Source organism: Streptomyces sp. NPDC004658 (genome assembly GCF_040609555.1).
Taxonomy (GTDB): Bacteria; Actinomycetota; Actinomycetes; order Streptomycetales; family Streptomycetaceae; genus Streptomyces.
This window is the reverse complement of the sequence record NZ_JBEXKG010000179.1, coordinates 1-14043: the sequence shown is the minus strand read 5'-3', so window position 1 is coordinate 14043 and position 14043 is coordinate 1. Positions and strand designations below refer to the sequence as shown.

Here is a 14043-nt window from a genome sequence, read left to right as displayed (position 1 = left end):
GCCCGCGAGATCTACCACGTCCTGACCACCACGAACGCCACCGCAGCGGCCCCGACTCACCTCACAACCGCTGCTTGACATCCATAAGAGCATCCGCACCCACCGGCCGTCATTCGGCCAAGACAGCACCTTGACACCGAGGGCCGCCGCCGATCGCACCCGGCGGCCCTCGGCTGGGCCCAGCTGGGCTGCGCGACCTACTTCTGCGGCTGGTGCCTGAGCTAGGACACCAGGGGTCTGTCCGGGCGGGCATCCGCTGCGCCGGATCTCGTTCCCTTGTACCAACTGCCCACCGCGGGAACAGCGCGGTCAGGCCGTACCGGTCCTCGCCGCTCAGCTTCTTCGCCCAGGCCCTCTCGGACACTCCCGAATGTCGCGCAGACGGCGATGGTGTTCGCGGTGGCTGGCTGTGGCGCTACGGCATGTGGTGACCGGCCTGTGTTCCCAGGAGGTTCAGCAGGGCCAGGGCGTCGGCCCCGGGGGACCCCGACGGCGCGCTGAAGAGGACGAGGTACTGGTCACGGTCGGTGAGGGTGAGCGTGTCGCAGTCGACGGTGATCTCCCCGACGGCTGAGTGGCGGAAGGTCTTCGTGAGCATCGGCGCGGTCTGTACGTCGTGTCGTTCCCAGAGGCGGGCGAAGTCAGGGCTGGTATCGCGGAGTTCGCCGACGAGACCTGTCACCGCGGGATCGGTGGGGTAGCGGGCGAGGGCGGTGTGGAGCTGCATCACAACGCTCAGCCGGAACTCGGCGGCGTCGGAGATCCCGTAGAGCGCCTCATCGGCGCGCTGCGGTCCAGGGAAGGCCCGGCGCGCGAGGTTGCGGTCCTCGGGGGAGAGGGGGGCAAAGTCCTCCATGAGCGCGGCCGCGAGGTCGTTCCAGGCGAGGACCTCGCACGCGGCGGACATCACGAAGCCGGCCGTCTGCGGCAGCCGCTCCAGGAGCGCGAGGATGCTCGGGCGGACGTCGCGCCGGTGCAGTCCGGTACGGTTCGGCGCGGTGCCCGCGAGGACGTGCAGGTGGTCTGACTCCGCGTCGGTGAGCCGCAGCGCGCCGGCGATCGCGGCCAGGACGTCGCCCGAGGGGCGTGGCGCCCGGCCCTGTTCGAGGCGGACGTAGTACTCGGTGGAGATGTGCGCGAGGACCGCTACTTCCTCGCGGCGAAGACCTGGTGTGCGCCGACGCGGGCCGGAGGGGAGGCCGACGTCCTGTGGCCGGAGCCGCTCGCGGCGGCTGCGGAGGAACGCCCCGAGCTCCTGCTTGTCCATACGCCCAGTGTGCGTGCCGCCCGGCCGTGGATCCTGGTACAGCCTGTGCCTGTATCCGGTCGGCAGCCGGGCGGACGCTGCTGCCATGACGAACAACACGAACACCACCGACAGCGCACCGGTCGGCCTGCTCACCGGCAAGATCATCTTCATCACCGGCGCCAGCCGCGGCATCGGGGCCGCCGCGGCCCGGCTCTTCGCCTCCGAGGGCGCCGCTGTCGTGCTCGCCGCCCGCAGCACCGACGCCCTCGAAACCGTCGTGCGGGAGATACGCGCCGACCGCGGCGTCGCCGACGCCGTCACCATGGACCTCGCCGACCCGGCGAGCATCCGCGCCGCAGTCGACCACGTCGAAAAGCTGCACGGACGGCTGGATGGCGCCTTCAACAACGGCGCGGTCCCCCAGCAGCAGTTCGGCCCGGTCCACACCACCAGCGACGAGGACATCGACCAGCAGTTCGCCGTGAACTTCCGCGCGCACTGGACCGCCATGAACGCCCAGGCCGCTCTCATGCGGAAGAACGGCGGCGGGGCGATCGTCAACACCTCCAGCATCGGCAGCCGCCGCGCGAACCCCGCCCTGCCCGCCTACGGCGCCATGAAGCGCGCGCTCAACAGCCTCACCGAGACCGCCGCGGTGAACTGGGCCGGTGACCGTATCAGGGTCAACGGCATCACCCCCGGTGGCACCTCCACGGAGATGATCGACACCTGGGAGGCGGCGACTCCCGGCATCGTCGAGCAGATGACCGCGGCGATCCCGCTCGGTCACATGGCCGAGCCCCGGCAGATCGCCGAGGCGGCCGCGTGGCTGCTCAGCGACCGCGCCTCGTACGTGACCGGCGCGATCCTGCCGGTCGACGGCGGCGCCGGCGCCTGACGAGAGTGGCCCGGGTCCTGTTCCCTGCCGAGATCGACCCAAGGCAGTCAAGGAGATCACGCACGACACCCAGCGCTCGGCGGAAAAGTTCAATGAACGCCAGTACCTCGCCCTCCGGAGTCCGCCGAGGCGCGCCGGCGCTTCCGTGAACGCACCGCACCGCACCGCGCCTCGTCGCCCTCGTCCGCGTGCGGCCGGCCCACCCAACGGGGCGCACTGCGCCAAGCTGCGGAGGATTGACGTGGCTTGACCGCGAGGGTCGTTGTAACAGAAGCTGTTACAACACACGGGGAGGCGTGATGGCGGCGAACAGTCGATTGACCATCGCGACGCATGTGCTGGCCTGGCTGGCGTTGGCGCAGCGCGGTGGCCGGGAGGTTCTCACTTCGGAACAGGTCGCGGCCAGCGTCAATACCAACCCGGTGATCATCCGGCGCAGCCTCGGCGATCTGCGGCGAGCCGGCCTGGTGGAGGTCCGCCACGGTGCCGGTGCAGGCTGGAGCCTGGCCCGTGACCCCGAGGCGATCACCCTGCTTGAGGTGTACGACGCCGTCGATGCGCAGCCACCGTTCGGCCTGCACCGCACCGAACCCAATCTGGCATGCCCGGTCGGCCGAGGCATCCGGCCCGCACTGAGCGGCGTCTACAGCAGAGTCGAGACGGTCATGCGGCAGGAGCTGGCGGACACGTCGATCGCCGACGTACTTCGCGAGACGCTGATGAAGTAGCCGACAGCCCGGTCATCAGCCAGCCACCTGCCGCTTGTTGTAACAACAATGGTTCCAACAACTGAACGAGGAGCAAGGCTGGTGAAAGCCCTACGGTGTCCAGTCGTCGAACTGCGGCAGTACACGCTGCACCCAGGACAGCGAGACGCACTGATCGACCTGTTCGACCGGGAGTTCATCGAGTCGCAGGAGGCAGCGGGTGCGACCGTCCTGGGTCAATTCCGTGACCTGGACGACCCCGACCGGTTCGTCTGGCTCCGCGGCTTCGCGGACATGCCGCGCCGCGCCAAGGCCCTGGAGAGCTTCTACGGCGGGCCGGTCTGGCAGGCACACCGCGACGAGGCGAACGCGACGATGATCGACTCCGATGACGTGCTGCTGCTGCGACCGGCCTCGGCGCGCGGCGGGTTCCCACTGCCGGCTGGCTCCCGGCCGGCTCCCGGCGAGCCGGCGCCCTTGCCACCGTCGCTTGTCCTCGCCACGATCTGGTACGGCAAACGCCCGTTTGACACGACGTTCGTCGAGTTCTTCCAGCAGCGCGTGCGACCCGCACTGGCCGAGACCGGCTGCGAACCCCTGGCGTACCTGCAATCGGAACACGCCCCGAACACCTTCCCGGCGCTGCCGGTACGGATGGACGAAGAGGTCTTCGTATGGTTCGCACGTTTCACTGACGAAAGCCACCTCGACCACCACCTGAATCGCTTGCAGCTTTCAGAACGCTGGCGCGAGGAGGTGCTCCCGACCCTTTCGGAACGGTGGGCCAGAGCCCCAGACCGGCTACGGCTGGCACCTACCGAGCGGTCCATACTGCGCTGAGTGCTCAAGGAGCCGGGGACAGCAGGTGCCCTGGGCGATGTCCGCGCGCTTTCCGAGCTTGCCCCAGCTGCAGAACACCACCACAAACCCGGTCCCTCGGCGAAGACCACCCGGTGCTTCGCACCACCGCCCACGGCACGCTTCCACTGTCTGGAGGCAGGCCCGGCCTGCTGGCGTGCATGCCATAACGGGTCTTTCCTCACCACGAGTTCAGCGATCACGTCGCCGGACAGACCGTCCTGATTCGATCGCTGGAGATCGCTGCACGATACGCGTTCCCACCTCCTGCTCACTGGGCACGAGCTCGCTGGGAGGGCTGCGCGGCGGGTGTTGCCGGAGCGGCCGCGACCTTGCGGGTCTCGCGCAGTATCAGCAGGCCGTTGACCACCATCAGTGTCGCGGTCAGGCAGTGGACGCCGAGTGCGGTGGCCACGGAGCCGTGATGGGCCAGTACGGTGGCCATGTCGCCGTACGCGGCGAGCGCCTCCACCAGCAGCACCAAGCCCAGCGCTCGGCGGTGGCCCGTCACCAACAGGACGCCCAGGACGAGGGCCAGGACGACATCGCGGATTCCCTTGATGATCAGGAAGCCGTCGCCGTCGCCGGACGGCCAGCTCGGCAGGCCGAAGCCCGGCGCCGTCGTCTCCGGACTCACGATGAACTCCGTGCCGAACCAGAGGATGAAGAGGATGAAGGCGGCGGCAAGTACGGTATTGATCTTCCTCAGCGACACTGTTCTTCTCCTTGCGAGTCTTCGTCGGCTGGCTGAGCCTTGTGCAGCTTGCTGAGTGGTGTGGGGTGGGGCCTGATCCGGCCGCACGGACTGCTGATCGAGGGGCGTAGCTTGCGAGGATCGCCGTTGCGGGATCGGAGCGGCAGCTGCGTACCGGAAGGTCGGGATTTCGCCCCGACCAGACAGAAGCCGGCGACCTACCGGGGGCGAACCAGCGCGTGTCGGGGGAGCAGCGCCTTCAGACGAGGGCGGAGACGAGCAGAGCGAAGGCGGCGATGATGACGGCGACGCGGACGTAGTGCCAGCGCCCCCAGCGGTTCAGCTGCTCCTTCCAGTCCGCGGGCCGGTTCTCGGGGGTCCAGGTCTTGTTCCGGTTGTTGATCGGGACGAGCAGCAGCACCGACATGACCACGCTGACGATCAGCAGTCCGGCGGCGGTGACGACGAGTCCGGCGCCGTGGTGGTGCCATCCGGCGACGGCCCAGATCGCGCTGAGGACGAGCGAGCCGATGTACCAGAACGGCATCAGGGCACCCAGCATCCGGCCGCCGTGGGCGTGGCCGAGCTGGCCACTGTCCTCGGGAAGCGCGTCCAGGATCCGGTTCATGATGAAGGCGACGGAGAACTCCACCCCCACCATCAGGCCGACGACGACGATGGTGACGACCTCGAGTGCGTTGAGCATGACAGTCCCTCCCTGAACTAGCATTGCTAGCTGATGAGGCAACGCTAGTACTGCTGCCGCTCGATTGTCTAGCAGTGCTAGAATCTGCGCATGTCCGTACAGGAACGCAAGCAGCGCGAACGGGCGGAGCGTGAGCGCCTCATCGTGGCGACGGCCCGCGAACTCGCCGAACAGCAGGGCTGGGACGCCGTCACGACCCGCCGGCTCGCCGAGCGCATCGAATACAGTCAGCCCGTCCTCTACAGCCACTTCCGCGGCAAGCGCGAGATCATCGGCGCCGTCGCCCTTCAGGGGGCCGCCGAACTGGCATCGGCGGTACGGGGGGCGACGTCTGGCGTGCAGGGTCTGCGGGCCCGGGTCACGGCTCTGGCTCGTGCTTATCTTGATTTCGCCGTGCGTAATCCGGCGGTCTACGACGCCCTGTTTCAGCTTGACGGTGGTCTGGTGTATGCGCAGGAGGACACTCCCGAGCCTTTGAAGGACGCCTTTGCCGCCCTGTTGGAGACCCTCGACAAGGCCGCCGGCGATGACGTCCATCCGGGGCTGTTCACGGAGGTGTTCTGGGCGGCTCTGCACGGTCTCGCGACCCTGACCCGGGCGGGTCGCCTGCTGCCCGAGGATGCCGAGCCGAGGGTGGAGCTGCTGGTGGACCGGCTGGCCATGGTCTGACACACCGTGCCGGGCGTCTCGGCCACCGTGAGGGCTTCACCCGTACGCCTCCGGCATGCGCTGCGCTCGGTGCGCTGTGGGCGGTTGGCTCTGTCGCAGTCGGGTGTGGCAGGTGCTTCTTCGATGAGTTTCCGGCGGTCGTGCGGTCTACCTATCGACGAAGGGAGCGCAGCATGCGCGAGATTGTCGTTTGCGCGTTTTTGACGCTGGACGGTGTCATGCAGGCGCCGGGTGGTCCGGAGGAGGATGCTGAGAGCGGGTTCGGCTACGGCGGCTGGCAGAAGCCGGTGTCCGACGAGGAGGTCGGCACGGCCATCGCGGGTTGGTACGAGCCCGCCGATGCGATGCTGCTGGGCCGCAAGACGTACGAGATTTTCGCGTCGTACTGGCCGATGGCCGATCCCGGCAACCCGTTCACCCATCGGATGAACAGCATGCACAAGTACGTGGCGTCTCGGACCCTGAGGTCCGTCGAGTGGCAGAACTCCACGCTGCTGGAGGGAGACGTCGTCGATGCCGTGCGCAAGCTCAAAACGTCCGAGGGCGGGCGCATCAACGTGGTGGGCAGCGGTGACCTCGCCCAGACCCTGATGCGGCACAACCTTGTCGACGAGTACCGGCTGACCATCCATCCGGTGATCATCGGTACCGGCAAACGGTTGTTCGCCGAGGGAGCGGTCCCCACGGCGCTGGAGCCGGTCAGTGTCTCGACGACGAAGGGCGGCACCGTCGTCGGCGTCTACCGGCCCAGCGGCACGCCCCGCTACGACAGTTACTAGTCGAGGACGTCCAGGGTCGTTTCCGGTCGGCGGTGGATGCAGGCGGGTGTCTACTGTCGCGGCGTCTACAGCGCCTGGTGCCGGGTGGCGGACGGCACCGGCCGCTGTTGGCGGCTGCGCGGCACTGATCGGTATGTACGGCATCGGTGTCCGCACGGTTGAGCCGGTACGGGGGGAGTACGCGGGGTGGGGGCGGCTACATTACCTCGCCCCGCGGTGTCGTCCTGTATCGCGTTGCTCGTCCATCGCGGTTCCGCCGCCGATCTGGGTGAGGGCTGCCGTCGCCTGCCGGCCCGCCACGCGCCGGGCGAGGTCTCGCCCATGGCTCCGGCCCGGGGGAGGACCCGGTGGGTTGGAAAGCGCACCCATTGCCCGGCTTCACCAGTCCGAACGGCTGCGGATCCGCTGAGAACACGGCACCGGCCTCCACCACCTGCTCATGCAACTGGCGTGTTGCGTCATGAGTCTGTGCGGACTGCGGGCATCGTGCCGGAAGGATCGGTAGGGTCGTCGGCGTGCGTGATCTGCGGGTGGTATTGATCGGCGGGACGTCGAACGTCGGGAAGTCGACCGTTGCACAAGTGGTGGCGGACAAGCTCGGGTTCGAGTGCCTGAGCACGGACGGGTTGGCCCGGCATCCTGGGCGGCCCTGGAGAACCCCGCAGCGGGAGGTGCCGGCGCACGTCGCCGAGCACTACGGATCACTGACGGTCGACGAACTGATCACGTCCGTTCTCGGTCACTACGAGCGGCTGTGGCCCCGTATCGAAGAGCTGATCACCGCCCGTGCGGCCGAGGGCAGTGGCAGCAAGGGCCTGGTCCTGGAGGGGTCGGCACTCTGGCCCGTCCGCGTCGCGGGGCTTCGCGTTTCGCGCACGGCTGCCGTGTGGCTCACCGCGGACGACGCCCTGGTACGCGCCCGCGTCTACGCGGCGGGCCGCTACGAAGCGGCTACCGACGAGGAGCAGCGCCTGATGGACAAGTTCCTGGCCCGCACGGAGCGCTACCAGACACTCATGATCGATGCCATCGACAGGCGAGGCCTGGCTCGCCTCGACGCAGGTGGCGGCCTGTCCGTGGCGGAACTGGCTGACACGGTGCTCGCGGAAGCCGACGCGCAGACCGCCGTGGGACGGTCATCCGCCGGTCGGTGACCACGCCCGCCGGCTCACCCAAGGCAGAGTGCGACACCAGGCCCCTCACCCGTTCACGGTGAAACGATGAGTCGAGCGGCCGGATCCTGGCCGCCCTGCATGAGGACCCGCTCGGTGAGCCTCAATGCGGCGACGCGCCGCGGACCGGCCACCACGACCTGCTCAGTGACCCACGGACTCCTGCCGCAACGCCGGCCGCAGGCCCGGTCGGCGCCGCGGCAGCCCCCGCCCGTTCACCACGCTCACCGTCCCCGCGTCCCACGCCACGCGCCATCCTCACGCGCCAGGCACCACGTGGCGCGCGCCGCCGAGCCGGAACCGCCGCGGGTGGTTGAGGTCCGCCACCCCGCCGTCCCTCAGCCGGCCACGCCCGCGGCGCAATAACGTCCGGTGGACTCCCTCCGGCCGCCCCGGACCATCGCCGTTCAGGCCCGACGGGTACCGCCCCGCCCGGGCACGCCGCCACCGGGACGCCCGCCAAGCGGTGTGCCCCCGGGCCCGAACCCTCCGGCCGGCATCCGCTCCGACACCGTCGCCTGTTCCTGCGCCCACGCGGGCCGCCGCGGCGTCGGGCGCGTGCCCACCACGGGACGGGAAAGCACGGGGCGGGACGGGGCGGCCGCGGCCGGCCCTGCCGGATGCCGGGCCCCGGCCGCTCACCAGCCGCAGCGCTCCTCACCTCCGCCGCAGCCGTTCCGCCTCGGCCGCTCCCGCCCAGCACCGTGTGACGCGCCCGACAGGACGCCTACTGGATTGACCAATCCAGAACAGGCTGTACAGTGTGAGCATGGGACGCACCAGGGAATTCGACGCCGATCAGGCCATCGACCGCGCGATGGACCTGTTCTGGCGCCGCGGCTACGCCGACACGTCCCTGCAGGACCTCCTCAAGGAACTCGCGATAGGCAGCGGCAGCCTCTACGCGGCGTTCGGATCGAAGGAGCAGCTTTACGCCAGAGCCCTGGAACGCTATTGCGCACTCCAGGCCGGCACCCTCGTCGAAAGCCTGGAGAACGCCACCGAGATCCGGCCCGCGGTGCGCCAGGTCCTGACGGACATGATCGAAGCGGACCTGACCGACCCCTCCCGCGGCTGCCTCGTGGTCAATGCCGCCACCGAGCGTGGCGACGACCCCGCCACGGTCGAACGCGTCGCTGCCGCCCTGCGGCACGTCGAGTCGGCCCTGGCGGGGGCCCTGGAGCGAGCGAAGGCGCGGGGCGAAGTGTCGGCCGACAAAGATCCCGTGGAGCTGGCCCGCTTCCTGACCACCTTCGTCCAGGGGCTCCGCGTCGTCGGCAAGGCGCGCCTGGGCCGGTCCTTCACCCAGGACGCCCTCGAGACCGCCATGCGCGTCCTGGACTGAACCCGGGCTCGGCCGCCTCGGCACCGCGTCCTCATCACCGCGGCACCCAACGCGCCGCCGGTGCCAACCCCTGCACTCATACTTTAACAATCAATCCAGAAAAGGATTTCGTCATGGAACTGCACCTGAACGACAAAGTCGCCGTCGTCACCGGGGCGAGCAAGGGCATCGGCCTCGCCATCGTCGAGGCAATGAGCCGCGAGGGTGTCCACGTCGTCGCCGGAAGCCGCAACTCCACACCCGAACTCGACGCACTGCGCGAGACCTACGGCGTCACGGTCGTCCAGGCCGACCTCTCCACCGCCGAGGGAGCCGAGACCCTGATCCGGCACGCCGTGGAACAGCACGACCGGATCGACATCCTCGTCAACAACCTCGGCGCCGCTGAGCCGCGCAACGGGTTCCTCGAAGTCGACGACGCGGAGTGGCGACGGATCTTCGATCTCACCTTCTTCAGCGCCGTGCGCACCAGCCGCGCCGCGTTGCCCCACCTCATGCGGGCCGACGGCTCGGCCATCGTCAACATCAGCTCGATCAACGCACGGCTCCCCTTCCCGATGGTCGTGGACTACTCGGCGGCCAAAGCCGCGCTGACCAGCCTCAACAAGTCCCTGTCCGAAGAGTTCGCCCCGCGTGGCGTCCGCGTCAACGCGATCTCCCCCGGACCGGTTCGCACCCCCTTCTGGACAGCGCCGGGCGGCTTCGCCGAAGCCACGGCGGCGGCCGCCGGCACCACGGCCCAAGAGGCACTCGACGTAGTGGTGCCGCAGAGCATGGGCATCAGCACGGGCCGGATCACCGAACCTCACGAAGTCGCCGACCTCGCCCTGTTCCTGGCCTCACCGCTCGCGGCCAACATCACCGGCACCGAGGTCCTCATCGACGGCGGCCAAACGAAAACACTCTGAGACGCCCCCAACGCAGGACCGGCCGCCAAGGAAGAGGGCACCGTGCTGCACTGAATCAAACCCAGCGCAGCCGACAGTACGACAGGACGGAACCCGCCCGCACGGAGCGCCGAGGTGAGCGGCCCTCCGTGCGAGCAACTGCGACCGAACGCGCCCCCGGATCGAGGTCGCCACGACCTCCTCGCAGAACTGGCCACCCGAGCGTCTCCCTGCACGCAGCACGGACTGATCCACGGCGAACTCGCTCCCGTCACATCGTGGCCGGCGCCTCCGGGCACCCGGTCCTCATCGACATCGAGCGACTGCGGGCGGGGTTCCGCTCGCTGAAGCGAAGCTGCACGAGCAGGTGGTCCCAAGCTGGTCCGTTGAGGCTGCTGGCGGCAGGCGCCGAGAGTAGGACGTCGGTGGCGGGCGCGGGTGCCACTCGACCGCTAGGGCCTGCGCTTCCCGCAGGTTGTGCTCGGTGATGTGCCGCGTCCACGCGCAGAGGTCGAGGCGTGCAGGATCGAGTCCGGGGCGTGACAGGCGGAGGCCACGCCCGGCTCGACCCCTGGGGCGTGCGGTCGTCGCGAACCGGCCACCTTGCCGCCGAGCCGCTGCCGGAGGGCTTTGCAGACTCCAGAGCCCCGCCCGGCCGTCCGGCGCCGACGACCTGGGCCGGACGGCACACCCCGGACCGAGGTCCCTGAAATGGTTGAAGCCTCATCCCTTGGACCGGAGCAACTGACCCGCCGCTGTGCACGGGTGAGGGTTACTCGGCTTGGAAGCCACGCGCTGTCCGAAAGCGGGCGGCCTCTGTTTACGCCGAGCCTCCTGGTCTGAAAGCTTCACTTCTTGAACTGAGAGAGCGTCCACCGGGCGCACAAGTCTCCACAGGTGCACAACACGGCGAGGAGTCGAGCAGTGCAATCCCGGACAAAAAGGATCACAGCTTCTGCGGCAGGCTTCACCGTATTGATCATCCCGCTCGGCCTGGCCGCACCCGCCTTCGCGCAGAGCGGCGCGCTCGCGTCTGCCGCCCCGGCTTGCGTGGCGATGTACGAGAGCTGGCGCTACACCACCGCCGCCAACAACTGTGACGACACCGTCAGCGTCTCACTGACCTACCAGGACGGCGCAACCGGTCCCTGCACCACCCTCCCACCAGGCGCCGTCACCACGGTCGGAGAGGGCTACCTCGGCCAACACGGCCATCCCGACCACCTTGCGACATGCCAGCCGTACTGACGTCCGACCAACCTGCGACGACGCTCACCTAAGCGGCTCATCGTGGGGTGTCGGCCGGTCAGCCGCGTTGTTCGCGAGCACGCAAGGCAGCCCAGTCGCGCAGGCCTTCGGTGATCTGGGCCTCGTAGCCATGGCGAGTGGGCTTGTAGTAGGTCTCGCGGGAGAGCCTGGAGCTGTTCGGCCATGTTGAGGAGGTGGCGGCCGTCGCCGTCGGCCATGGCGATCAGTGCTCGGCGGGCGTCGTCGTCGAGGGGCAGCCGGTGGCCGGTGAGGTGTTCGGCGCGGTCGAGGGGGGTGGACAGGGCGGTTTCGTCGAGGCGTTCGAGGACGAGGACCTGGGTGCGGGAGAGGAGGGCGCCGTTGAGTTCGAAGCTCGGGTTCTCCGTGGTGGCGCCGATCAGGGTGATCGTGCCGTCCTCGACGTAGGGGAGGAAGCTGTCCTGCTGGGCGCGGTCGAAGCGGTGGATCTCGTCGACGAACAGCAGGGTGCCCTGGCCGTGGGTGCGGTGGCGGCATGGCGTGGCCTTTCGGTGGGGGGCGGTGTTTCGCGCGGTGTGTCGGCGGCTGGTTGCTTGCTCTCCAAGCTTTCCGTGGGATCCGACGCATCGTCCGGCGCGTAGCGGTCACCTGGTAGTCGGCAGGTGACACTCCCTGCTCCTTCCTCGCGTAGCCGGGGTCACCACGGATCCGTGCGAAGGCCCGGCAGCAGGCGGCAACGACCGGCGGCGTCGTCATCGACACCCGGGCCCGGATCGGCTGCACCGCGGCGATCGGCTCCACTGATGAGGACCGGCTCCGGCACCTGACCGTCGCCCTTCCGCCCCCCCGCTACGCCGCCCGCCTCCTCGAAGCCCAAGAGGCCGGCGCCAGCGACCAGCAGTTGCGCGAGGTCGCAGCCGAAGGGCTCAAGAAGGTGTACAGACTGCTCGGTCCCGGCTCGCCTGCACGTCCGCGGGGGCGGACAGCCGGCCCGCAGCGCACATTCAGGCAGAGGTGTCGTTCACGACGCACCGCCGACGCACCGCCGACGGGCCGTCAGCGGGGGAGAAGCACGGCCGTGCCGGTGACCCGTACCCGGGCGTCCTCGGGCGTCACACCGATGACGAGGTCGCTCGGGCGGCCCATGTCCTCGCCCTGCCGCACCGCGATGTCCACAGGCTCCATGACGAGTCCCAGGGCGCGGAGGTAGCCGCCGAAAGCGGCCGCCGCCGCGCCCGTCGCCGGGTCCTCCACGACACCGCCGACGGGGAACGGGTTGCGGGCGTGGAAACGGCGCGGCGACTCGCGCCACACCAGGTCGACGGTGGTCCAGCCGTACCGGCGCATGACTTCGGCGAGCGCGTCGAAGTCGTAGTCGAGCGCGGCCAGCCGCTCGCGGGAGGCGGCGGCCAGCACCAGGTGGTCGTTGCCGCCGAAGGCGACGTGCGGCGGCAGCGCGGGGTCGAGGTCCGACGCGCTCCAGCGGAGGGCCGCGAGGGCGGCCTCCAGCTCGGCGGCGAGCGCCTGGCGGGACCGGGTCGGCACGCTGGTGAGCGTCGCCTGCACCGTCCCTGCGCCGTCGGTGGCGGTCGTCACCGCGATGGCGCCCGCGGGGGTGTCCAGGGCGAGGTCGCCGGGGCCCAGCCGGTCGGCCAGGGCGACGGCCAGGGCCACCGTCGCGTGCCCGCAGAAGGCCACCTCCGCCAGCGGGCTGAAGTAGCGCACCGTGAAGCGCCGGGCGTCCGGATCGGCGGCGGTGACGAAGGCGGTCTCCGAGTAGCCCACCTGGGCGGCGACGGCGAGCATGGCCGCCACGTCCAGCCCGGAGGCGTCGAGCACGACGCCGGCTGGGTTGCCGCCGTCCGGCGTGCGGGTGAACGCGGAGTAGCGCAGGATCTCGAGGCTCGCGCCGGAGCCGCCGTGGGCCCGGGCGGTGGTCGCGGTGTCGGTGGCGGCGGTGGTCGTGTCGTCGGTCATGGGGAAACCCTGGCACCGCTGGGGGCATCGCGTCCAACGATGGATTGTGATGCACTCCATCGGCTTTCCGCATACGCTGGGCGGGTGGACACGCGACTGCTGACGACCTTCACCACGCTCGCCCGCACCGGCAGCTTCACCGCCGCCGCGGCCGCACTCCACCTCGCGCAGTCCACAGTCACCGTGCACATCCGCACCCTCGAACGCGACCTCGGCGTGCCGCTGTTCGACCGGCTGCCCACCGGCGCCGCGCTCACCGACGCCGGCCGACGGCTCCTCGCGGAGGCCGAGGAGGTGCTCGACGCCGTGGCCCGACTGCGCTCCGCGGCCGGCGAGGACGGGCCCGTCGCGGGCCGGGTGGTGGTCGGCACGCCAGAATCGCTGTGCGCCACCCGGCTGCCCGCCGTGATCGCCGCCCTGCGCACCGAACACCCCGACGTGGACGTCGACCTGCGCGCGGCCGGCACCGAGGAGTGCCTACAAGGGCTGCGCTCCGGGCATCTCGATCTGGCGCTGCTGATGAACGAGGACGCCGAGTCCCCCGAGATCGCCACCGAACCGGTCGCCCGCGAGGCCCTCACCCTCGTCGCGGCCCCCGGCCACCCGCTGGCCGGCCGTGACCGCCCGGCGGCCTGGGGCGATCTGGCGGCCGAGCACTTCTTCCTCCTGGAGGAGGGCTGCGCTTACAGCGACGCCTTCGAACAGCGGCTGCGCGCCGCGCCCGGCGCGAACCCGCGAATCACCCGGTTCGGCAGCGTGGACGCGGCCCGCTCCTGCGCCGCGGCGGGCCTGGGCCTGACCCTGCTGCCGGCCACGACCGTCGCCGAGCACCTGCGCGACGGCCGGCTCCGCGGGATCGCCCTCGACGGGCCGCC

Annotated in this window: 15 protein-coding genes and 1 pseudogene; 12 read left to right on the top strand and 4 right to left on the bottom strand. The window is 70.0% G+C overall.

Translation table 11 applies throughout. The annotated features are described in order from the left end of the window. Nucleotides 1-415: 415 nt before the first annotated feature. Nucleotides 416-1267 carry a helix-turn-helix transcriptional regulator gene (locus ABZV94_RS35500; protein WP_356347991.1) on the bottom strand — a complete coding sequence of 284 codons (852 nt, stop codon included), beginning with the start codon at nt 1265-1267 and terminating at the stop codon, nt 416-418. Between the two features lie 85 nt (nt 1268-1352). Between ABZV94_RS35500 and ABZV94_RS35495 the strand changes: the two genes are divergently transcribed. The 3 genes from ABZV94_RS35495 (at nt 1353) to ABZV94_RS35485 (ending at nt 3694) form a co-directional block, all read left to right on the top strand. Further along, nucleotides 1353-2147, top strand: a complete 795-nt coding sequence (locus tag ABZV94_RS35495) for an SDR family oxidoreductase (RefSeq protein WP_356347988.1) — start codon at nt 1353-1355, stop codon at nt 2145-2147. A 299-nt stretch (nt 2148-2446) separates the two neighbouring features. Beyond that, complete coding sequence (locus tag ABZV94_RS35490) at nt 2447-2875, top strand: Rrf2 family transcriptional regulator (RefSeq protein WP_356347986.1); 429 nt, start codon at nt 2447-2449, stop codon at nt 2873-2875. Between the two features lie 81 nt (nt 2876-2956). After that, on the top strand, nt 2957-3694 hold the full coding sequence (locus ABZV94_RS35485) for an NIPSNAP family protein (RefSeq protein WP_356347983.1): 738 nt from the start codon (nt 2957-2959) through the stop codon (nt 3692-3694). A gap of 289 nt (nt 3695-3983) precedes the next feature. Here the strand turns inward: ABZV94_RS35485 and ABZV94_RS35480 are convergent, their stop codons facing one another. Both ABZV94_RS35480 and ABZV94_RS35475 read right to left on the bottom strand, forming a co-directional pair. Further along, a complete protein-coding gene (locus ABZV94_RS35480) occupies nt 3984-4427 on the bottom strand; it encodes a DUF4267 domain-containing protein (protein WP_356347981.1) in 444 nt (147 codons plus the stop codon). A 238-nt stretch (nt 4428-4665) separates the two neighbouring features. After that, nucleotides 4666-5112 carry a DUF1772 domain-containing protein gene (locus ABZV94_RS35475; protein ID WP_356347979.1) on the bottom strand — a complete coding sequence of 149 codons (447 nt, stop codon included), beginning with the start codon at nt 5110-5112 and terminating at the stop codon, nt 4666-4668. A gap of 90 nt (nt 5113-5202) precedes the next feature. On the opposite strand from ABZV94_RS35475, the gene ABZV94_RS35470 reads away from it, so the two are divergent. From ABZV94_RS35470 to ABZV94_RS35435, 8 genes and pseudogenes are all read left to right on the top strand, one after another. Then, nucleotides 5203-5781, top strand: a complete 579-nt coding sequence (locus ABZV94_RS35470; protein ID WP_356347977.1) for a TetR/AcrR family transcriptional regulator — start codon at nt 5203-5205, stop codon at nt 5779-5781. A 173-nt stretch (nt 5782-5954) separates the two neighbouring features. Further along, entirely contained in the window at nt 5955-6560 is a 606-nt protein-coding gene (locus tag ABZV94_RS35465) for a dihydrofolate reductase family protein (protein WP_356347975.1), read from the top strand. Nucleotides 6561-7090: 530 nt separating this feature from the next. Further along, complete coding sequence (locus ABZV94_RS35460; protein WP_356347993.1) at nt 7091-7714, top strand: hypothetical protein; 624 nt, start codon at nt 7091-7093, stop codon at nt 7712-7714. A 787-nt stretch (nt 7715-8501) separates the two neighbouring features. Next, nucleotides 8502-9077, top strand: a complete 576-nt coding sequence (locus ABZV94_RS35455; protein WP_356347973.1) for a TetR family transcriptional regulator — start codon at nt 8502-8504, stop codon at nt 9075-9077. A gap of 113 nt (nt 9078-9190) precedes the next feature. After that, on the top strand, nt 9191-9985 hold the full coding sequence (locus tag ABZV94_RS35450; protein ID WP_356347971.1) for an oxidoreductase: 795 nt from the start codon (nt 9191-9193) through the stop codon (nt 9983-9985). Nucleotides 9986-10939: 954 nt separating this feature from the next. Next, on the top strand, nt 10940-11212 hold the full coding sequence (locus ABZV94_RS35445) for a hypothetical protein (RefSeq protein ID WP_356347968.1): 273 nt from the start codon (nt 10940-10942) through the stop codon (nt 11210-11212). Nucleotides 11213-11406: 194 nt separating this feature from the next. Beyond that, nucleotides 11407-11832 (top strand): hypothetical protein, encoded by a 426-nt coding sequence (locus tag ABZV94_RS35440; protein ID WP_356347966.1) that lies wholly within the window; start codon nt 11407-11409, stop codon nt 11830-11832. Between the two features lie 59 nt (nt 11833-11891). Further along, nucleotides 11892-12131 (top strand): annotated as a pseudogene (locus ABZV94_RS35435) (XRE family transcriptional regulator); the annotation flags it as partial. Nucleotides 12132-12247: 116 nt separating this feature from the next. On the opposite strand, the gene ABZV94_RS35430 reads toward ABZV94_RS35435, so the two are convergent. After that, a complete protein-coding gene (locus tag ABZV94_RS35430; RefSeq protein ID WP_356347963.1) occupies nt 12248-13168 on the bottom strand; it encodes a PhzF family phenazine biosynthesis isomerase in 921 nt (306 codons plus the stop codon). 84 nt (nt 13169-13252) lie between these two features. Here ABZV94_RS35430 and ABZV94_RS35425 point away from each other — a divergent pair. Continuing rightward, nucleotides 13253-14043: LysR substrate-binding domain-containing protein (locus ABZV94_RS35425; RefSeq protein ID WP_356347961.1), on the top strand; the 791-nt coding region annotated here is incomplete at its 3' end.